General features: G+C 60.7%; 24 protein-coding genes. All 24 read right to left on the bottom strand.

Features of this window, described 5'->3' with window-relative positions:
- Positions 1-42 precede the first annotated feature (42 nt).
- The 24 genes from PspS04_RS11765 to PspS04_RS11650 all read right to left on the bottom strand — a co-directional run bounded on the left by PspS04_RS11765 (position 43) and on the right by PspS04_RS11650 (position 18620).
- A complete protein-coding gene (locus tag PspS04_RS11765) occupies positions 43-366 on the bottom strand; it encodes a hypothetical protein (protein WP_159995390.1) in 324 nt (107 codons plus the stop codon).
- A gap of 66 nt (positions 367-432) precedes the next feature.
- Positions 433-897 carry a hypothetical protein gene (locus PspS04_RS11760; RefSeq protein WP_159995388.1) on the bottom strand — a complete coding sequence of 155 codons (465 nt, stop codon included), beginning with the start codon at positions 895-897 and terminating at the stop codon, positions 433-435.
- An 8-nt stretch (positions 898-905) separates the two neighbouring features.
- A complete protein-coding gene (locus tag PspS04_RS11755) occupies positions 906-1655 on the bottom strand; it encodes a hypothetical protein (RefSeq protein ID WP_159995386.1) in 750 nt (249 codons plus the stop codon).
- 5 nt (positions 1656-1660) lie between these two features.
- Positions 1661-2527, bottom strand: a complete 867-nt coding sequence (locus tag PspS04_RS11750) for a phage tail-collar fiber domain-containing protein (RefSeq protein ID WP_159995384.1) — start codon at positions 2525-2527, stop codon at positions 1661-1663.
- On the bottom strand, positions 2524-3246 hold the full coding sequence (locus PspS04_RS11745) for a phage tail protein I (protein ID WP_159995382.1): 723 nt from the start codon (positions 3244-3246) through the stop codon (positions 2524-2526). The genes PspS04_RS11750 and PspS04_RS11745 overlap by 4 nt, the downstream gene beginning before the upstream one ends.
- Positions 3243-4223: a baseplate assembly protein gene (locus PspS04_RS11740; RefSeq protein ID WP_159995380.1), complete on the bottom strand. Its 981-nt coding sequence runs from the start codon at positions 4221-4223 to the stop codon at positions 3243-3245. Before PspS04_RS11740 ends, PspS04_RS11745 begins: the two co-directional genes overlap by 4 nt.
- Complete coding sequence (locus PspS04_RS11735) at positions 4220-4546, bottom strand: GPW/gp25 family protein (RefSeq protein WP_159995378.1); 327 nt, start codon at positions 4544-4546, stop codon at positions 4220-4222. Before PspS04_RS11735 ends, PspS04_RS11740 begins: the two co-directional genes overlap by 4 nt.
- A 2-nt stretch (positions 4547-4548) precedes the next feature.
- Entirely contained in the window at positions 4549-4797 is a 249-nt protein-coding gene (locus tag PspS04_RS11730) for a hypothetical protein (protein ID WP_159995376.1), read from the bottom strand.
- A gap of 43 nt (positions 4798-4840) precedes the next feature.
- The gene (locus PspS04_RS11725; RefSeq protein WP_159995374.1) at positions 4841-5443 is read right to left on the bottom strand and encodes a phage baseplate assembly protein V; all 603 of its coding nucleotides are present in this window, start codon (positions 5441-5443) and stop codon (positions 4841-4843) included.
- A complete protein-coding gene (locus tag PspS04_RS11720; RefSeq protein ID WP_159995372.1) occupies positions 5440-5970 on the bottom strand; it encodes a hypothetical protein in 531 nt (176 codons plus the stop codon). The genes PspS04_RS11725 and PspS04_RS11720 overlap by 4 nt, the downstream gene beginning before the upstream one ends.
- Positions 5963-6625, bottom strand: a complete 663-nt coding sequence (locus PspS04_RS11715) for a hypothetical protein (RefSeq protein WP_159995370.1) — start codon at positions 6623-6625, stop codon at positions 5963-5965. Before PspS04_RS11715 ends, PspS04_RS11720 begins: the two co-directional genes overlap by 8 nt.
- Positions 6622-6936, bottom strand: a complete 315-nt coding sequence (locus PspS04_RS11710; RefSeq protein WP_159995368.1) for a head-tail joining protein — start codon at positions 6934-6936, stop codon at positions 6622-6624. Before PspS04_RS11710 ends, PspS04_RS11715 begins: the two co-directional genes overlap by 4 nt.
- Positions 6937-6938: 2 nt before the next feature.
- On the bottom strand, positions 6939-7934 hold the full coding sequence (locus PspS04_RS11705) for a major capsid protein (protein WP_159995366.1): 996 nt from the start codon (positions 7932-7934) through the stop codon (positions 6939-6941).
- Positions 7935-7995: 61 nt separating this feature from the next.
- Positions 7996-8340 carry a head decoration protein gene (locus PspS04_RS11700; RefSeq protein WP_159995364.1) on the bottom strand — a complete coding sequence of 115 codons (345 nt, stop codon included), beginning with the start codon at positions 8338-8340 and terminating at the stop codon, positions 7996-7998.
- Positions 8337-9488, bottom strand: coding sequence for a head maturation protease, ClpP-related (locus PspS04_RS11695; RefSeq protein WP_159995362.1), 1152 nt, complete (start codon positions 9486-9488; stop codon positions 8337-8339). The genes PspS04_RS11700 and PspS04_RS11695 overlap by 4 nt, the downstream gene beginning before the upstream one ends.
- Entirely contained in the window at positions 9485-10966 is a 1482-nt protein-coding gene (locus PspS04_RS11690) for a phage portal protein (protein ID WP_159995360.1), read from the bottom strand. Before PspS04_RS11690 ends, PspS04_RS11695 begins: the two co-directional genes overlap by 4 nt.
- Positions 10966-11172: a phage head-tail joining protein gene (locus tag PspS04_RS11685; protein WP_159995358.1), complete on the bottom strand. Its 207-nt coding sequence runs from the start codon at positions 11170-11172 to the stop codon at positions 10966-10968. Before PspS04_RS11685 ends, PspS04_RS11690 begins: the two co-directional genes overlap by 1 nt.
- A 1-nt stretch (position 11173) precedes the next feature.
- Entirely contained in the window at positions 11174-13198 is a 2025-nt protein-coding gene (locus tag PspS04_RS11680) for a phage terminase large subunit family protein (protein ID WP_159995356.1), read from the bottom strand.
- A 4-nt stretch (positions 13199-13202) separates the two neighbouring features.
- Complete coding sequence (locus PspS04_RS11675; RefSeq protein WP_159995354.1) at positions 13203-13766, bottom strand: hypothetical protein; 564 nt, start codon at positions 13764-13766, stop codon at positions 13203-13205.
- Between the two features lie 135 nt (positions 13767-13901).
- Positions 13902-14252: a phage holin family protein gene (locus tag PspS04_RS11670; RefSeq protein ID WP_159995352.1), complete on the bottom strand. Its 351-nt coding sequence runs from the start codon at positions 14250-14252 to the stop codon at positions 13902-13904.
- A 176-nt stretch (positions 14253-14428) separates the two neighbouring features.
- Positions 14429-14905 (bottom strand): hypothetical protein, encoded by a 477-nt coding sequence (locus PspS04_RS11665; protein WP_237234987.1) that lies wholly within the window; start codon positions 14903-14905, stop codon positions 14429-14431.
- Positions 14906-15233: 328 nt separating this feature from the next.
- On the bottom strand, positions 15234-17936 hold the full coding sequence (locus tag PspS04_RS11660) for a bifunctional DNA primase/polymerase (protein ID WP_159995350.1): 2703 nt from the start codon (positions 17934-17936) through the stop codon (positions 15234-15236).
- A complete protein-coding gene (locus PspS04_RS11655; RefSeq protein WP_159995348.1) occupies positions 17933-18139 on the bottom strand; it encodes a TraR/DksA C4-type zinc finger protein in 207 nt (68 codons plus the stop codon). The genes PspS04_RS11660 and PspS04_RS11655 overlap by 4 nt, the downstream gene beginning before the upstream one ends.
- The gene (locus PspS04_RS11650) at positions 18132-18620 is read right to left on the bottom strand and encodes a phage regulatory CII family protein (protein ID WP_159998798.1); all 489 of its coding nucleotides are present in this window, start codon (positions 18618-18620) and stop codon (positions 18132-18134) included. Before PspS04_RS11650 ends, PspS04_RS11655 begins: the two co-directional genes overlap by 8 nt.
- Between the last annotated feature and the right edge of the window lie 58 nt (positions 18621-18678).

The following is an 18678-nucleotide window of genomic DNA, read 5'->3' as shown; positions in this document are numbered from 1 at the left end:
GGCCGCGTCATGCGCGGCCCAGGGGATGAAAGAGGGGTTCGGTCAGTGCTTCAGCAATTGCAGCCACTGAATCAGCAGCGCCACGACCAGGCACGCCACCAGGGGAAAGAGCAGATCGAGGCGCCCGTCTGGCGTCCAACGCCAGAAGCGCAGGCCGTCATACCAGCGCAGATTGGCCAGATGTACCGCCTCGACGTGCGCCAGGTTGCGCTCGCCCTGGGTGTACTCGCGGCCCGCGAAGAAGGCGACGCCGGCAGCGGCGCCGGCCCAATGTCCGGCCGGGACGCCGAGCAGGGCCAGGACGCCCCACAGGACGCCCATGATCAGCAGCGCTACAACGGCGTGCTCAAAGTGAGTTCGGTTCATACGTGCCCTCCAGGCACAAAAAAAGCCGCATAGCGGCCTCGGGTGAAAAGTTGGTTAACAGGCGCGTCAGACTGGACCGTCGACGCCTTCGATGCTGGCCAGGATGGCGGCAACGGCTTGGTCAGCAATCACCTCGATCGCTGCATGGGTGGTCGACTTGAGCACGTCCTGCTTACCCTTGAGGCGCGCGGCACGAATAGCGTACATCGCCGTCTGCCACACCTGAGCCTTGACCAGAATGCTGTCGGTCGCGGCCTGAGCATCGAGGTCAGCGGCGACCATCCACGCTCGCACGCTGGGCGGTGCCTCGCCGACGTAGTCGGCCTGGGCGAAGGCCTTGGCCTCTTCGGCGGCGGTCTGATGCTCCTGGGCGCGCAGGGCGTCGCTGACCAGGGCGCGGCGTGCCGTATCAGCAGACAGGTCGATCTGCTGGCAAGCGACCGCCAGGGCGGCACCCAGGGGCAGGATCGCGAAGTCAAAGCCGACATACTGCTGGCCGTTGTAGATAACGTTGATATCGGTGGTTTTCATGGTGGCCCTTACAGAGTGGCGAGGTTGGTGAGAACGCGGCTGATGGTCTTGGTGTCAGTACCGGCGGCGATACCGTCGATATAGCGACCCGCGAAGTCGGTCGGGAAACTCACGCTGCCGCAGCCCAGAGCAACACAGGACGCAGAGGCACTGATGAGGTAACCGGCGAAGTCATCGGCCTTCTGCACAACCAAAGCATTCATCTGAACACCCATGACCGGGGGCACCGAGTAGCTGCCAAAGGTACGCAAGAAGCTGTTTGGACGATTGCCCACGACTGCCGGGTTTACCCCTGCCGGAGAAGGCAACACCAGGGTCAGCTCCCGAAGCTCGATGTTTGCCCCTTGACGTTGGAAAGCAAAGCCGCCCAAGCGCGACTCAGACACCCCGCCGTTTGCTTGGGTGTAATACTTGGGTCGCAACTTTTCAGCACCTGACCCCCCCCTGATTACCAGCAGAGAACAGGTGATGTCGATTTGCGACAGCAGATCGTAGTCCTTCAACAGGTACACACCACAAACGCCAGAGTTCGGCGTGGATACCACGGCCTTTTCAATGGTCTTGAACGGCGCAGCTGAGGTGCCAGGGTTGGTGTCCAGGCCAGCAATCTGGTCGACAAACCAGCTACGAGTGGTTTCAGGAACAGCAGCGATGGCAGCGGATACCGCTGATTCGATGCCGGCCTTTTTGGCGTTGAAGTAGTTAAGAAGCGAGCGGGTTTCGCTAACGAGGTTGGCAACTTCGGATTCGAGACTCATGGGGATTAGGCTCCGTGGATTTGGGAAGCGATAAGGGTCTGCAGCGCAACAGTGGCCGCAGCATTGGATACGACTGCGCTTAGCAGGCCGGACCGATCAGCGTCTTGACGCTGTTCGGCGACCTTCATGCGCGACAACAGGTTGTAGATCTGCTCGCCAGCGACCCGCTGGGCTTCGGCCTCAGCCTCGGCCAGGTCCTGCTGTTTCAGGCCGCGCAGTTGCTCGGCAATCAGCGAGCCGGCCTGAGCGGCATGCACTTCGGCGAACATCTCGCGGTCAGCGTCCTGTCGCAGCTCGGCGGCCTTCATACGCGGTGACAGGTCGTTGATCCGCTCACCGACGATGCGCAGCTTTTCAGTCTCCTGATCGACAGCATCGCTACGCTTCAGGCCGCGTAGTTGCTCGGCAATCAGGGCGGCCGCCTGGGCGGCTAGCGGCTCGGCAAGGCTCAAACTCAAGCCCGCCTCACCGCTAACGATGGTCACGCTATTGGCCGGCAGCGCGGCCAGCGACAGGTCGTAGGCCAGCAACAGGTCGGTATTGGCCGACTTGTAGGTCAGCGCCTCGGTGGGGTGCGACCAGACGGCCAGCAAGGTGCCGTCGCTCAGCAGAAAGCCGACCTCCCGCACCCAATACGCTGCAGTTCCATCCGCCAAGGCGGTCAGGTGCAACAGCGTACTGCTCAACCGCTCGCCGCCACTGATAGGGAACTTGGCCACCTGGTTAACGAGGCTTTTCTGCCCATTGTCTGGCCTGTAACCGGTGCTACCCAGGGCGATATGGGTGATCTGCGCCGAGATACCGGTGTTGTCGGCACGCAGGATGGCCGCCAAGCCAGCCTTGGTGATCACAGGTTGTAACGGTGTGCTCATTGAACTGCCTCCATCGGCACCCGCAGCACCGCCCGCGCACGGGTAGCACACGCGACCTGCAGGCCCGATTCAGCGTTTATGGGGATGCCCTGCGCCTCGGCAAACCGCCGAAACAGGCACCGCGTATTGGCGGCATTGGCCAGTAACAGACCTTGCTCGGAAAGCGGCATGGGTATCGGCAGAGCCTCTACCGTGCGCCGCTGTAGCGCCCGACCGCGTGAAGCGTTGGCCAACAACAGGCCGCCATCGAAACGCGCCCCCAGGCGAAACTCGTAGTGGCTGCGCTCGTTCTTCGCCGCATCGATCAGGGCGCGCAGGCGCTCCCCTAACTGCGGCGAAATAATCGAACCCTCACCCTCGCGATTCTCGTTCGCCCAGGCCGTGACCTGGAACGTGTACGGGGCCGCGTTCGGTATCTGGTGCCACTCCTTGAAGTCCGCGTTAACCCGCACCGCCTTGAGCACCCGCCGGATCGCGCCGACGGTGCCTTTGGTCTTGTGAACCGGGATCGCCTCGCGGATCAGCTCACGACGCTGGGCGTCGGTGTTGGCCGCCTCCCACCCCTCGACCTTCCAAGCCCAGCCAAGCCAGGGGAGGAAGTTGGGTGGACAGCGCGCCGAGTCGGCAACGCCCCGGATAATATCGGGGTCGATGCCTTGTTCACTGGCCGCCTCCAGCGAGAGCTCCAGCAGCGTGGAGTTGATCGGCAGCAAGCTCATCCCACCACCTGCGTTGTCAGCGATATCGACGTGCAACTGGGGAAATGCCGCTTATCACATACCAACCCTTCAACTGGGTGGAGCAAGTCCACACGGCTGATGCCCGTTACGTGTAACGCCGCGTAGATCGCCGACAGTGGCAACTGGCCCTCTAGCCGCCGGGCCTCGGCAATGGCTGCATCCAGGCCTTTGCGCGCCGTGGCCTTGACCACTTCAGGATCTGGCCCCGCCTCTACCTGCAGGACGGCCTGCACCTTGAACTCAGCGGCAGCACCGGCCTGGACGCGTGGGCGGTCAGTCAATGGCCGCACACTCTCGGCTGATAGCGCCGTCTGCACCGTGGCCACCAGCTGCGCCGCCGGCGTAGTGCTGTCCCGTCTCGGCAGAATGGCCAGGGAAACGTCGCCGGGCAGCGGATTGGTCAAGCCCGCGTCATAGTCGCAGACCACCACAATCGCCCCGGGCGGCAGTTGCGCCCGGACCTCAGCACTCAACTCAACCCCGGAAAACCGGGGTGAGTCGACCGACACGTTGACCAGCTCGGCCGACGCGCTCAGCCCGTGGTACTCGTAGGCACCACGGCTGCCAGCTACTGACAGCGCTTCAAGCGACAGGCGCGCGCGGTAACGCAATGCCTCGTCGCTCTCCATCACCAACGCCACAGGCGGCACTGCGTCAGGGTCGGCCGGCCTGATTACCAGCGGCTCAACGCCGTAGTCAGCCGCACGATTAACTAGGTCCGCGCCAGTGGCATAAGCCAGCAAGCTGGCCTTGGCCGCCGAATTGACCCGTGCCCGGCCCAACAATTTCTGGTAGGCCGCCACCTCCAGCAGCTTGACCACGGGGTCGGACTCCAAAACCGCAGTCCATTGATCGCCCATATGCTCGCGGAAGTTGCCGAGGGTTTCCTGATACAGCACCTCGAATTCCAGCGTCTCCACCACGTCCGGCGACGGCAGCAAAGAAAGATCGATCATGCGCTTACCTCCAGTACGGCAGAATTGCCCAGGTACTCACCCGTCAGCTGCAGGGTGATTTGGCCGCCTACAACAGCCGTCACGCGGACGCGCTCAAGCTTCAAGCGCGGCTCCCAGCGCACCAGGGCACGGGCCACTTCTGCCTGCACGGCGCTTTTCCAGCCCTCGTTAACTGGAAGGTCGACGTAACGACGCAAATTGCTGCCGTAGTCCGGCCGCATGCGCCGGCTGCCAGTGGGCGTGGTCAAAATGTCCTCGATCGACTGCCGCAAATGATCGAGGCCGGTGGTTTGCTGGCCAGTGCGGCGGTCCAGGCCAATCATGATTAACCGTCCAGACGCTGCAGATCAGCGTGGCCGGCCAGGAATGCCAGCGCCTCGGCGTCGTCTGCCTGGACGGTCACGCGATGGCCAACCACCTTCAAGTCGCGCAACCCGGCTTCCATCTGCAGGAACAACGAGCGCGAGGTATAGGCGGTGTCGGTGAAGGTCACGCCCGCCGACGTAACAGGTACAACTGCGGAGGCGGCCGCGTCCGTTGCCGCGTCGTCCACAGCGGGTTTCTTGCTAGCCATAAGGCAATGCTCCAGATATGACAAAGCCCGCGAGGGCGGGCTGTCAGTGTTTGTGGTTCGGCGTATTTCCGGTGGTATCAATGATGCTGCCGCCACCGAGGATGTTGCCCGCGACTACTAGCTGCCCACTGATCTGCACGTTGCCCTGCAAGGTGATCGTGGACGCCTTGGCTGTGATGGTTTGAGCCTCAGCAGTGATCGCGGTTGACTTGGCGTTGATCGCATCGTCGGTCAGAACCGCCGAGCTGCTGCCAACCTCGATGTTGACCGTGCCGGTAGGCACCTTGATGGTGTAGCTCTTGGCCCTCCAGTCGTAGACCAAGGAACCACCATCATCGAAGCGCCACACCTCGACATGGTCGCGGTTGTCCGGCTGGGCGCCGGCATTGCCATACAGCCCCGGCATGAAAGTGCCCTGCGCAGGATCGCCGCTAGGGCTCACCAGTGCGCCTTGCTCGCCCATGCTCGGCGCTCGCCAGTGGCGGGCCTTGCCAGCGGCCAGAGCATGCCAACGCACCCAAGCGCTGACCCAGGTGCCGCCATCCGACACCCTTACCTTAGCGGCCACCAGATCCACCGCCACAACGCGACAGGGGATCACCAGACCAGCCAGCATGCGGTCGTGCTCGGCGGTCGCGTAGCTCACTCCAGGGTCTCCGGGGCCTGATAATGGCGCTCGTTACCCGGACCAGTGTCCGGATCAAAAGCGACTACCAACTGGCCATTGGCCTCGGGCCACGGCCACTCCTCCTCACCGAGATAAATGACCTGGGTCCACTCAACTACCCAAACCGCGTAACTATCCAGCTCGGGTCGACTCCAGTCTCTTTCTGCTCGCACGAACTCGGCAAACTCAACGGCCAAGCCCCACGACTGCATACGTAGCAGCACTGCCAATTGAGCCGCGACAAAAGCCGCCACATGCAGGCAGTTTTCTTCCTCGGCTGCAACGATCACACGAGCCTCGAAGCGAGCCTCAACTGCGGTTTCGCCTGTGCCTGGATCCTTGTCTGCGTTTTCGAATCCGGCCAGCTCAAGCACTACTGCCGGAGGCGGCACCACTTCGATCCCATCCGGCATGGTCCCGACATAAGCTAGTCCAGGGATCGCGTCCCTGATGTGCTGTTCAATCGCGGCATAAACCTGACCGAGGGGAATTGGGTCATCAACCATTGCCTGTTCTCCGCAAGTACTTCTGCAGTTCAAAGTTCAACTCTTGCTCCATCACCACCAGCAACCGCTGATGAGCACGATTGGTCCATTCCTCGAAGTGCGGACGAACGTCATCCAGCGAAATCTTCGCCTTGGCCAGCGGGAAGCGACTGTCGTTTTCCGAGATCCAACCTGAGCGGCGACCGCTGCCACCGGATACGTCGCTTTCCGGGTAATTGCTTGCATCGAAGTGCTTGCTGGCCGTGCGAATCCAGATATCGGGCTGACCACCGTAGACCTTCTTGAAGAACGCCCCTTGATAGCGTCGTCCTGCCACCGACACACCTGTTCGAGTCTGCCGAGGTCGACCTGCCCGGCTGGCTTCTATCGGGTTGATGCCGAACCACAGCTTGCCCTGGCTGTTACTGCCGGCCGGATAAGCACGCAAGCGCTGCCTTACCGCAGTGACCGCAATGCGCTCCTGCCGACTAACCGCACGGGCAATCTGGGTGCGCAGCCAGCGCAAGGTCTTGTTGATGGCTCGACGTTGAGCCGCTGCTAGTGCCTTGGGTACCAATGCCGCGAAATCGGTGAAGGCCTTCAGGTCAGACCGATCGGCCTGCAGGGTGATCATGCCGCTCTTGGCTGATTGCTTAACGTAGCTGCCGACACTCATGGAGTTTTCCTCAGTACCAAGGTCAACAGACCGTCACCACCTGGTTCAACCCGAACCAGGGTGTAGTGACCACCACCATCATGAACAGGCAAATCGATACGCACCTGCTGACGCTCCCGCACACCATCGGAGTCCACCACGCGGATCACCAGGTGCGGCTCGCGCAACCCGGTGTTGATCCGGCCTAGCTTCGGCTGCAGCCAAGGTGCCGAGAACATCCCCAGCACCTCCTTGTCATTGATGTATGCCGTATCACCCAGAACTTCAAACACCACGTCGTCGATGTCGTCGATCAGGTCGCGAAAAGCCATGGTCAGAGTTCCAGCAGGATCTGCGCCAGGGGGCGCGTGCACAGGTGCAACGGGTTGGATTGGGCTTCTCCGGCCATTCCCTTGTTGAACGGCAGCGGCTCGATCTTGCTGTAGTACGGAACACCCTCGGTGTTGACTGTCTCCATGTAGTCAGCCGGTGCAAACACCGAAATATAGAGGTCAGGTACGCCCTCAGGAATCAGCAGTGCCTTGTCATCATGGATAAAGCTCACGCCCGCGATCTTGCCGCGATAACGTTCCCAGACGATGCCGCCGAACTCGAAGCTCTCACGAGCATCTCCACGCAGCGCCGCTGCCTGCTGGCTGTTGAGGAAGGTATCCTTGATCGACTTGTGAACGACCAGCTTGTTCCAAAAGTTCTTGCCGCAGAGCGCCCGGGAACCGCTGCTGGTAATGCTGCCCAGCGCTTCCTCCTGCAGGTCCAATGCGTCACCACATTTGACACGGATCTCGGTGTCGGGGCTGTTCAGCCCCATGGACATTTTCTTGCGGGTCACACCGAAGGTCTTGTAGATGTCCAGCAGGACGGTCGTACCGTCTGCATCAAGGATCTGACCATTCAACGCACCCATGCGCTGAAACTCGTGCGTGGCGTCCAGCTGCCGCCGGCATTTGGCCAAGCGCTTGTTGACCACATCTTGGACGGACTGCAGCTCGGAGCGAGTGCCGAACGCACGAATACCCTGAATCTCATCGGCCTTGATCGAAAAACGCTGAGGCAGGTGCACGGTGTTGAACGGGATCAGGTTGCGCTTGGTGCCCGCCACCACCAAACCGGAGGTACCACGTTCACCCGCAGGGACCAGGGCCAGCGTGTCGCCGTCCTTTTCGATCTGTACGGTCAGGGTGGTGATGCCCTCTTCCTGGAACAGGCCGAGGCTGCTGATGCGACCCGGCAGGTATTCCTGCTCGTTGATGGCGGCGGTCAGCGACGAAACCGAGAACGCGTCATCGTTAAAGATTTCAATATCAGCCATGAATCAATCTCCAAAAAGCAAAAACCCGCACTCGGCGGATTCGATCATCAGGGTGGTCGTCTTAGCGGACGATCAAGAAATGAGTGGCCAGGGCCTTTTCAGCGGCGGGATCGAGACCGGTGAGGTGCGCCTCGCTGACTTCAGCCAAACGCACCACGGCGCGACCGCGACGCACCACATCCGACTCGCCCAACGGGCCATAAAGAATGGCCAACGCATTCTCGCTACCGTCTTCCGCGGTCGGGTTGTACGGGGCAAACTCGCTGGTAGCGCTGACCAGGCCAAGGATCTGCCCCGGTTCCAGTGCGGGACCAGCAGCGACGTTGATAGCCTCACGGGAAATGGTGCCGGCTGCTTCGGACAGGAGAAACTCGCCTGCATGCATGGGCTCGCGTTGAATGGTCATGTTCTTGCTCCTGTAGCGGATTGGGGTTTGCCGGAATGCGCGGCGTGTCGGGCGGACCAGATGGAAGGCTGATCGATTTGCTTCGCCTGCACCTTCGCCGGTGGGTCGTTGTCCAGTGGCAGGCTGTTGTCGATTTCGAAGCCCTTGCCGCTGCCGACGATCTTGTCGAACAGACGCGCACGGACCGCCGGTGCGTCCAGCCCCGCCGCGACGTACTCGGCGCTGAACTCTGGCAACCTCGCCGCGACACAGAGATCGTGCACGGCCTTGGCGCGGGTCAACCCGGCCAGGACGATGGACTCGCTTTCAAGCTTGGTCGAACTGAGCAGCGGTTCGACCAGGTTGCTGATGCCACCCTCAGCGCAACGCTGGGTGATCATCAGCGCCAGCTTGGCCGAGTCGACCACGGGCGGCGCCGGTGGGTCGACAGGCTCCAATTCAGGATCTGACTCGGGTGGTTCGTCGAGCTGGGCCAGCAGATCTGCCGGTGCATGCTGGTAGCGCTGCAACACCCCACCCTGGCCGAGGCAGGCCTTGACCTTCACGCCCTCGCCCACTTCATCGGCCAGGCCCAGTGCCACCGCTTCATTGGCGGTGAGCCAGGTTTCAGCATCAACCATCCGCCGTAGCTCGGCTTCGTCGATGTCCGGCGCCTTGGACTTGTAGGCAGCGATAATCGCTTCCATGGTTTGGTCCAGCACCTGGGCCACCTTGCGGAAGTCCTCGGCATCGCCCGAGGCGTAGGTCCAGGGGTTGTGAATCATCAGCATGGCGTTGGCCGCGATCACCACCCGGTGCGCGCCGCAGACCGCCACGCTGGCCGCACTGGCCGCCAAGGCATCAACACGACCGGTGCAACGCTCACCGAGACGCGACAGCGCGTTGTGAATGGCCAGGCCGTCGAACAAGTCACCGCCGATGCTGTTGAAGGCGACGATGACTGGCGACACACCGTCGTCCATCGTCTGCAGATCCAGCACGAACTGATTGGCCGTGACGCCCCAGTAACCGATCTCGCCATACACAAAGACTTCGATGGTGCGTTGTTCGGCTTCGCCGCTGGCTTGCACGGCGTACCAGCTTTTGTCCTGGACCGGCACGCGCTTGCCGGCCTTGTCGTAGATGCGCGGGAGCGCTTTTTTGCTCATGGTTGCTCCTTGTCGTCGAGGGAAACGACGGCGTCGAGAGTGGTGTAATTGAGGCCAAGGCCTGTGGCTCTGGCGAGATCCGCCGCGTTTTCCGCGTCGACCGTTTCGGCGTCGTAGCCGGTGCGCAAGACCATCTCGCTGCGCGAGGCGAAGCCCGCTTGCACTTCCATCCGGCGCGCCTGGACGTCCTGCACCGGCTGAATATAGGCCCAGCCTTGCGGCACCCAACGCGTGCGCAGGTATTCGCGGCGACGTTGCGCGTAACCGTCCAGCACTAGGACACCCGACAGCACCGCCATGTCCATCCACGCGGCACGGACTGGGCGACACAACTGGTGCACGTACACGCTGAATTGCAGCTGTTCCAGCCGGCGCCGAAATTCGTTGAGCACCACGCGTAACGCCCGGTCGTTGACCTCGCGCATGTCGCCGGTAAGGATCTCGTAAGGCGTACCAGTCCCCGCTGCGGCGGCCATCAACTGCTGCCGCATAAAGTCCGGGTAGTTGTTGCCCGCATCCGGCGGCTTGGAGAACTCGACCTCTTCACCTGGCCCCAGCTCCTGCATGGTGCCGGGCTCCAACGCGACCATCGGTGTGAAGCCATCGCGGTCGGTGCTCAGCAGTTGGCCGGTGACCGGATCTCTGGGCGTCTGTCCGGAGTCCGGTGCCGGGCGACTGATGAAACCGGCAAACAGGTTGGCCACCTCTTGGCGGAACAACACTGCGTCGTCGTAGTTGTCGAGACTGCGCAGGCGTTTGAGCACTGGCGACAAGCGCGGCACGCCGCGCAACTGACCGGGTTCGACTGGTTCGAAGATGTGCAATACCTGGGCAGCTGGCACCCGCACCAACTGGTTGTAACCTGCGTTCAGCGACGACGCATCTCGCGGGTGCGCCAGGTACATCCAGTACGCCACCCGCTTGCCGCCCGGCGTGAACTCGATCCCGGCACGGATGAAGTTGCCGGTTTTGGTGGTCTCGAACTTGTCATGCGGCACGAACTCCGGTGCCAGCACCTGAAGCTGCAAGGGCACCGCGAGCCCCTCATCCAAGCCGCGTGGTCGCAACCGGACAAAACACTCACCCGAGGTTTCGACCGTGCGAGCGATCAACGCCTGCTGGCCGTAAAAGTCGGTGCGCTCATCGGCATCCGATTCATCGACCCAGTCCTCCCAGAGCTCCTGCAACACTTTGCGTAACGCATCGTCGTCGGTTTTCGGCCGAGGGTTGATCCCGGTGCCGATCAGATTGCTGACGCGCTTTTCGATGACGTTGAAGGCATAGGGGTCATTGCGTACTGCCGCACGAGAACGGGAGCGCAGGTTACGCAATGCCGGGGTGTTGATGCTGTTGATCCCGTTATCCGGCGCATCCCAGCCAGTGGACCGACGGCCCTCCCCGGCGCCTTCGTAACTGGCCTTGATGTTCGACGGCAACAAGAATCCATTACGGGTCAGCGTCGGATAATGTCGAGCCATTAGATGCCTTTGCCTCCGTGGTATAGCCGGACCACTCGAGAGCGCGGGCCGGCTGAGTTGACCAGCGAGGTGCGGATCTCATCGCGAGCCTTGAGCAGCTCGTCAATGGATCGGTATTCCACGGTGCGGTCGCCATAGCGCACGGTTTTTTCACCGCGAGCGATAGCCCCCTCAACCGCGTCGAGGTGCTTCTGAGTAAATGACATATCAGCGTCTCTTCAGGTAACCGCTGGCGGAGCTGCGCCGTTGGGGTGGCGTTGCTACGGGCCGCGATGGCGCGACTGGAGCAGCAGGTGTTGGTGTTGGTTGCACGGTGGCAGCAACCGGCGATGTTGATATTGCGGTGGTGACGCGCTCGCCCTGAACGGGTTTGATATCCAGCGCCTCGTCGAACAACCCCGACTGCGCCAACGACTGCCGGACCCGGTCCCAGTCATGTTCCTGATACCGGTTGATGCCCAAGTAGTGCGCCATGGCCAGGCAATACACCATCAGATCGAGCGCTTCGTTACGCTCGGCCTTGCCCTTGACCCACTCGATGCGTTTGTGACCGTGCACATAGCGGGCGACCTTGCGCTCTGCAACACACTGGACAAAGAAGTCGTCCGGCAGGTCGTTGGCGAAGTGCAACACGCCCGGCCCGGACTCGAACGGGTATCGGTTGTAGATCCAGTCCTTCGCGGTGTCGGTACCCACGAACCAAAGTTCGGCACCGTTACGTTCGGTCTGGCCCTTCCAGGTCACGTCGACCATGGACGGGCGCTGCGCAATCACCGGCCTGCCAGGCTTACTCGCGCCCTTGATGGCGAAGATGTTTCGCCAGCGACGGACGCGGCAGAACTGATAGACCTCATCGGTGTGGTGACCGCCGGAGTCAACACCGGTGGCGAGGATCGCCAACCCGACACCGCAAGGATGCCGATAACGAACCTTGAGCTTTTCGTCCAGTACCGCCCATGTGCGCTCGTCCGCCGGATCGCCCCAGATCACCTGGTGGTCAACGACCCAACGTTCCATGCCAACGCCATAGCCCATCACCATCAGCTCCAGGCGGTTGGCCTGGACGTCGACGGCGCCAGTCAGCATCAGCACACCGGCCGGCATCGTGCCGAGGGTGTAAGCCTCCAACCGCGCCCGAGCAATCAGCACTTCGGCCTTGGTTTGCTCCTGCGCACTGTCCCAGACTTTGGCGAGACGGGTGTTGTAGAACACCTGCATGGGCTCAAGATCACCCTTGGCCTGGGCCTTTTTTGCCTTCTCGAATTGCTTGGCCAGGGACTTCCAGTCCATCCAGCCCAGCGGCGAGTACAGCGCGTTGAGGTGAAACCCGACCGTCTCGCCGTCGCCCTCGGCATGGGCGCGCCACTCGCCTTTGGCGAGCATTTCGCCCTTGTTGAATTCCTCGATCAACACGTCACATTCAGGCTCCGCACACTGGTAGTGCACCACGCTGTAGTCCTTGGAGTAGTGAAGGCGCTCCCATTCCAAGGTCTGCATGTGCCCGCAGGTCGGACATGGCACGTAGTAATAACGCTGGTCGCTGCCCTCGAACAGGTCGGAGATCCGCGAGGCGCCCTTGATGGTCGGTGAGCTGGAGAAGTAGAACTTGGCGTTGCGGCCGAAGGTACTGCCCCGGGTTTCCGCGAGTTCGATGGGATCGCCCTCCTCGCCGATGTCTACCTCCCATCGGTCGATCTCGTCGCCGTAAATGTAGCGTGCCGACAGCTCCGACAGGTTCGCTGCCGAGCCGGCGGTGGTGACGTACAACGAACCACCCTCAAACTCTTTGGTGTCCATGGTGTTGCGCGCATCACGCGAACGACTGGAGGCGACACGCTCCCGCAATACGGGCGTTGCCTTGATCGTCTTGCTAATCCGCGAGGACACCCGCTTGGCCAGCCCCAAACTCGGCAACAAGGTGAGGATGTTGGAAGGCGCCATGTGGATCAGACCACCAATCCAATTCAAGGCAATCTGCGTTTTCATAAGTTGCGAGGCCACCATAGTGACCACACGTTTGCACCGATGCGATGGCGACAAGCATTGCATCGGCTCGCGAGCGTAGGGTGTTCGCGATGTACGGTATTTTCCTGGTTCGGCAGCACCGGTATCACGCGGGATACGCATGTACTCATCGGCCCACTCATCAACCCAAAGCGCTGGCTCTGGACGCAGCCCACGGTAATACGCCTCGCGGTACACCTCTGCACCGTTGGCATATTCGGCAGGCATAGGTTTAGCTCGTAGTCGTTACAGCGTGAATAAAGTCTTCTGTGGAAATGCGCTCGGCATCCTCAAGCACACTACGGAGCTCTTTCATCAGGTGCTTTTCGATATCCCAAGGATCATTCATTGCTGACAGTTCTGGGGCGAGCTTGGGCGGCAGCGCCAAGAGAAGATCGCGAACCATCCGACCCGATGCGAAAGCCGCCTCATCGACAACTGATCGCTCCACCAACTCACCGTTCGCCTTGAGTACTTCGCCCTCGGCCTTTTCAGCCTGGGCCAGCGCAAGCCGGGTTCGGGCTTTTTGGTAGTCCGGCGCAGCCGTGGGAATCGCGCCCGGCGATGTATGTGGGAACGTGGGCTCTTGCTCTTGGTGGCCGATGACCAGCGGAGTGTTGCCAAGGGAATTACTGCGGGAAGGATCGCTGGTCATCGCGAGGTATTGCTCGCTTGCCTCAACGTCCACCTTTCCGTCCAGCGTCAGAACAAGACGGCCACGCTGTGCCAATTTACCAACGTACTGGCGGGACCAGCCCTTACTTGCCGCATATTCCGTGCGACTCAAAATGGTCATGTAAACCTCCTGTCAACCTAGGGCTGTCAACCACCGTCAACCTCTGTCAACCAACGTGGTAAACCTAGCCGCTAACACTTTCCCGCGGGTTTCCTACCCCGTACCCCACGAATATTCCCAGGGTCCCCGGCGAATTCATGCCTGTCCGCCACCGGTCGACGGTGCCTCGCAGATCCCTGCCCGCTTTGCCAACCAACGAGCGTACAGCCCGCTGGCCATATCGGCACCGAGACAAGCCACAACGCTGCCTATTGCAGCGGCAGTCATCAAACTGCACCCCAGTGCCGTGGCGAGCATCACCGTCGCGAGACCAAAAACGGCAGAAGCACCGAAGCGCAACAGCACCCGCTTCACCAACACCGGCACCGCCATCCCTGCCGCATCAGCACGCCACATCTCCCCGGTTAAACCCGCGAGCGCCACCAGAATCAGCAGCCAGGTAGGAAGATCGGCCAGCGACTGCTGGACCTCCTGTTCAGTCGACATGCGTTGCCTCCTCGGCATTGGAATGAAAAACCCCGCCGAAGCGGGGTTAGGTGACCGGCTCAGGGAGGGCCGGATGAAGCTGCACAGCACGTGCGAGGTCAGCACCAAGGCGCAGATTCCAGATCGTGGAGACTTTTTACCCTCCTCCGGAAAAACCGAAAAGGGGGTATTTTCGGTCATTCGTTTCGACGCGACTTTGACGCAACTTTGACGCAGGCTTGAGGTAAGCCACCCCGACGAACGGGATGGGCACGGGCGACCCCCATGCGTGCCATCAGGATCACCATCACTTGCTGATGTAGTGCATGGACCCAATTGCGATAGGTACGGTCAGCGCCTTCCGCCAAGCCAATTTCCTGCATCTGTTGGCGCACCGGAACGCTATGGCCATAACGCAGTCGAGCCAGACTCGCTAACTTCAGCCCACGTTCGTCGCGGTTTTCAAGCTCCATGATGGCCGCGTCGACCTGGGCGGCGGCGTAGTCCATCCCTGAACCGCCACCGATGAGCGGCCGAGTCCCAGGCGTTCCACGCGGTGCGCTACCTTTCCAATCCATGATTGTGCCCATCTGGCTGCCCAAGCTGGCCTCATGGCCGTACTGGCCCAACTGCTCGCCCCAATGCCGCATCAAGCTCTCGATATCGTCAATCATCCCTGAATCCCTCCGACAACCGAACCCAACACAAAAAACACCACACCCAACACAAACCCAACACACACAAAAACCTTTAAAATCAATAGCTTCAATCGAATTGTGTTTAGTGTGTTGGGTTTGTTGGGTATTTCTGTTCTCGCATGAAGAAAATAATCAGCCATCAGAAACCGACCCTCTAACGTCACGCATGCGCACACGCGTAGCGAAACCCAACACACCCGACACAAAGCCGGCAAACCGCCGAAATATAAGGCTCCAATCTGTGTGGGGTATCTGAAATCAACCCAACACACACCCGACACACCCAACACACTTTTAGCTGTAGTCATGCGGCAGCCGCCTTAATGTGGTCCCAGCTGTCGACATGCCAACCCGCAAGCTTCGCTTTGGCCCGCCAGTTTTCGACCTGCTTGCCCAGCTCGGCCGCCTTCAGTGATGGGGGCGGGGAAGCGTCCTGATCAACGGGAAAGAAGAACGCGCCAAAGCGCCGGTTGTTACCATCGGTCCAGGGAATGGCACGCGTTTTATCGACCTCGGAGCTGATGAACAGAGAGAACTTCGTCTGACTCATCACATGCTCTTTATTGCGCTGGCACCATTCGAGGAACAGCGAATAGAGGTCGGTCGACAGGCACGGCCCCCAAAGTCCGTGGCCCAATTCGCTGTACTTCCACAGATGCAAGAACGTCTGCCACCCGGCCCGACTCAAGGCCACCAAGCGTTCACGGGCATCCGTCGAGGGTGGTCGCGTCCGCTGGTTGAAGTCACCCAGATCGACCGACAACAACCAGCCGTACAGCGCCGCGACGCCGCCCTGTTCCAGCTCTCTACCGATCGCCTTTTGCCGCTCGACCGGCAAGGTTTCCATAGGCCACATCACCAGCATCCGCCGGTCGCTTTCACTGATCGGCCACGGCAAGATTTCGTTGCTCAGGAACACCGCGTTCATGTGGTTGGCTTCCTCCCAACCGTTGATGAACTTCGATTCCATCCGCACCGTCTTGCCGGTGATCAGGTGCTTGATCTTGCCCACCTGGTTGTAACGCTGATCACGACTGACAACCTCTTCGAAGACGGACCACAACTTGCGGCTTTGCCAGGCGTTGAAGTTGCTCTCCAACTGCGTCTGGCCAACCGTGGCAGCGTACTGGCCATACAGCATGCCCAGCGCATCGGCGAACAGCAGGCTTTTACCCGAGCCCTCCATGATCGAGTGCATCAGCACGGCGGTGTCCATTTTGGCGCCCAAGTGCTGCAACGGGAACGCCAGCCAACGGATCAGCCATTGAGCCGCCGCTTCGTCGTGGTTGCACAAAAAGGAAATCAGCCAACGCAGATTGGCGCAGGCTTCGTCATCCCGGATTGGCTCGAGCGGCAGACCATCAAAGGTATTAATGTACACGACAGGGTCTTTGCTCATGGTCGGATCAAACACGATGTGTTCGACATCCACTGTGCGCCGCTCACTACTGTTGAGCCACAGCGGATAGGTGTCGCCGAGCGCCATCTTCACCGCGCCTTCAGCAATACGCCGCTTTTTCTCCCGATCCCAAACATCCTTGGTCCCGTCGATGTACACATAACGGTCAGTCGGTGGCATACCCAACGCCCCGCCCTTCTTGCTCGCCATCCGCCGCGCTTGCTCGATGTCGCGGACGTGATCATCTGCAATCAACCGTTTGTCCATGTCATCCAGCCACGCTTTGGCCAGAGGCTTGCCCACACGCGCTTCAAATGCGGCCTTCTTCATCACCCGAGACTGGTCGCAATCCCACACTTGCGTGGTGCCCTCGACCAGCGCAAAGCGACGGAGCACCTGTTCAAGCGTCAATGCCTCCCCCGCGCCCCCGTCAGTAGCCGGAGCAACATCACTGGACGCGCCCTCACCCACTTGGCTCTGCCCGCTCGGTTCAGCAGATGGGGTGGGGGGAAGATCACGCGAGTCTGGAGCCGATGAATGCTGCATACCCAACATACGCGCCGCAGCCTTGACCGCTTGGGACTGATCACCGCCGTGCTCGAGTAAGCAGAACACCTCAAAGGCATCGTTCTGATGCCCGTTGGCCAGCGGATCAGCTCCATGGTGCGAATAGACCCTCCCCTCGTCGCTCACCGTGATGCCCGGTAAGCCCGTACTGCTTTGAGGATAAAGCCACTTGCTACCGCGTTTGATATAGCCATGGCTGCGCAGCAGCTCTTGCACATCATGGCCGCGATTGAACTCATCGATCACTGAGGGCTGCTTGCCCTTCACCGGCGCCATCCGAGTAATCGGCTTGCCCGGCGCAAGAGCCAGTTTCGGTGCCCAAGGGCACGCGGCCTCGGCGTCACGCTTGAAGGCGTCCCAGTTGTTCCAGATCGCCAGCAGTTCGGGAGTGAGCTCTGGCAACCCATCAGCAGCACTCGGTGGCGTGCGCCAGGTGTACGGTTTCCCTGTTCCTGGGTGAATCGAAGGCGGCAACACGTCCTGCACCAAGCCGCCGCGCAGTTCAAACACTGTGATGCGCTGGTACTCCTCAGCCTCGGCTCGCGCCTCAACTTCGCCAGCGACATCACCCGCGTCCTTGGCTGCTTTGATCTTGGCAGTCAGCGCCCTGTGGATCGAACCGTCGGGATCCTTCTCGTTCGGCCACGCCAACGAATGGCGGGTCAGCTCAACGCCCTCTGGAACTCGAAACATGATGCGAAAACGTGCCGGGTTGCCGACCACAGTCGGGAACACCAGCGCCATAGCATCCAGATCGATTTCCAGCTGGTCATAAAGAACATGCCGAGTCCACTGCACATCATCGACGTCCAGCGAGCAGATCCGACTAGGGCCAAGCACCACCCCTAGGTTGTGCCCGGGCTTCTTCTGCCAGAGCTCAACTGCCTTCGCTGCGTCCGTGATGTATCCGCCGGGCTTGTTCCAACCCCTACCTTTCGGCCCCTTCTCCCCTGGCTCGATTGGAACCAAGGCTAATCCGAAGGTATCTATGTAGCGCCTTGCCCACTCAGCAGTGGGCATTCCATTGCCCGGATCACTCATCTGCGCCGCTCCCGCAACTCCTGGCAGCTGACACAGGTTTCGCAACCTGCAATGGTCTGCTGGCGAAGCAACGGGATGGGCTCATCACAATCATCACAGAACTGCGCACTAACTCGATTCGTCGGCACCTGCCGACTCCGATGGATGGCCATGTCGAGCAGGTATTGCGCCTGGTCGTTAGCGCGGTCGATATCATCAGCCATGGAGACGGTCCTCCATTGCCAGACGGGCACCAGCCATGATGCCCAGCACGGCACGGATCACGTCTGCACCATGTTTTTCCAGCAACTGGACTTCGGACAGCTCCCAGATGTTGTCGGCTGCACCTTCATGCATGCTGGAAACAAACAGACCTGTTTCGTGCAGCACCTTGCTGACCGCGAGCAATGCATCTTTTGTCGGTGCAGCTGCTACGGGCTTGTACCAGACCATCCCGGCAGGCCGAACAAGCGCGTCCAGCAGCAAAGGATTTGCCGTCAGGCGGATCAGTTCCTCTAACTCGTCAGGATCCAGCCAGCGTTGTTCAAAGTCGTGTTTGACCTTCTTTTGCAGACCGTCGTAATCCATGACCATGTCGAGCGCCAAGGCAGTCACACCACCTTTGTAGTCATGGGCTGCCCGGTAGATTGCCTTGCGAAGGGAAAGAACCGGCGCAGAGGCCGGTGATTGATTGATGCGACTCATAACCGTAAATACCCCGTTTACGGTGTAGCCATAGACCAGGGCAAACCCTATCCTACGA

The sequence above is a fragment of the Pseudomonas sp. S04 genome (genome assembly GCF_009834545.1).
Classification (GTDB): Bacteria; Pseudomonadota; Gammaproteobacteria; order Pseudomonadales; family Pseudomonadaceae; genus Aquipseudomonas.
This window is presented reverse-complemented; position numbering and strand designations above follow the sequence as displayed.

Coding starts and splice junctions, on each gene's coding strand:
- PspS04_RS11700 (WP_159995364.1), bottom strand. CDS start 8,340: ATGACCATTCAACGCGAGCCCATGCATGCAGGCGAGTTTCTCCTGTCC.
- PspS04_RS11665 (WP_237234987.1), bottom strand. CDS start 14,905: ATGATTGACGATATCGAGAGCTTGATGCGGCATTGGGGCGAGCAGTTG.
- PspS04_RS11705 (WP_159995366.1), bottom strand. CDS start 7,934: ATGGCTGATATTGAAATCTTTAACGATGACGCGTTCTCGGTTTCGTCG.
- PspS04_RS11740 (WP_159995380.1), bottom strand. CDS start 4,223: ATGATCGATCTTTCTTTGCTGCCGTCGCCGGACGTGGTGGAGACGCTG.
- PspS04_RS11650 (WP_159998798.1), bottom strand. CDS start 18,620: ATGAGTCGCATCAATCAATCACCGGCCTCTGCGCCGGTTCTTTCCCTT.
- PspS04_RS11730 (WP_159995376.1), bottom strand. CDS start 4,797: ATGGCTAGCAAGAAACCCGCTGTGGACGACGCGGCAACGGACGCGGCC.
- PspS04_RS11710 (WP_159995368.1), bottom strand. CDS start 6,936: ATGGCTTTTCGCGACCTGATCGACGACATCGACGACGTGGTGTTTGAA.
- PspS04_RS11660 (WP_159995350.1), bottom strand. CDS start 17,936: ATGAGTGATCCGGGCAATGGAATGCCCACTGCTGAGTGGGCAAGGCGC.
- PspS04_RS11735 (WP_159995378.1), bottom strand. CDS start 4,546: ATGATTGGCCTGGACCGCCGCACTGGCCAGCAAACCACCGGCCTCGAT.
- PspS04_RS11670 (WP_159995352.1), bottom strand. CDS start 14,252: ATGTCGACTGAACAGGAGGTCCAGCAGTCGCTGGCCGATCTTCCTACC.
- PspS04_RS11695 (WP_159995362.1), bottom strand. CDS start 9,488: ATGAGCAAAAAAGCGCTCCCGCGCATCTACGACAAGGCCGGCAAGCGC.
- PspS04_RS11755 (WP_159995386.1), bottom strand. CDS start 1,655: ATGAGTCTCGAATCCGAAGTTGCCAACCTCGTTAGCGAAACCCGCTCG.
- PspS04_RS11715 (WP_159995370.1), bottom strand. CDS start 6,625: ATGAGTGTCGGCAGCTACGTTAAGCAATCAGCCAAGAGCGGCATGATC.
- PspS04_RS11720 (WP_159995372.1), bottom strand. CDS start 5,970: ATGGTTGATGACCCAATTCCCCTCGGTCAGGTTTATGCCGCGATTGAA.
- PspS04_RS11685 (WP_159995358.1), bottom strand. CDS start 11,172: ATGTCATTTACTCAGAAGCACCTCGACGCGGTTGAGGGGGCTATCGCT.
- PspS04_RS11760 (WP_159995388.1), bottom strand. CDS start 897: ATGAAAACCACCGATATCAACGTTATCTACAACGGCCAGCAGTATGTC.
- PspS04_RS11750 (WP_159995384.1), bottom strand. CDS start 2,527: ATGAGCACACCGTTACAACCTGTGATCACCAAGGCTGGCTTGGCGGCC.
- PspS04_RS11765 (WP_159995390.1), bottom strand. CDS start 366: ATGAACCGAACTCACTTTGAGCACGCCGTTGTAGCGCTGCTGATCATG.
- PspS04_RS11655 (WP_159995348.1), bottom strand. CDS start 18,139: ATGGCTGATGATATCGACCGCGCTAACGACCAGGCGCAATACCTGCTC.
- PspS04_RS11690 (WP_159995360.1), bottom strand. CDS start 10,966: ATGGCTCGACATTATCCGACGCTGACCCGTAATGGATTCTTGTTGCCG.
- PspS04_RS11745 (WP_159995382.1), bottom strand. CDS start 3,246: ATGAGCTTGCTGCCGATCAACTCCACGCTGCTGGAGCTCTCGCTGGAG.
- PspS04_RS11680 (WP_159995356.1), bottom strand. CDS start 13,198: ATGCCTGCCGAATATGCCAACGGTGCAGAGGTGTACCGCGAGGCGTAT.
- PspS04_RS11675 (WP_159995354.1), bottom strand. CDS start 13,766: ATGACCATTTTGAGTCGCACGGAATATGCGGCAAGTAAGGGCTGGTCC.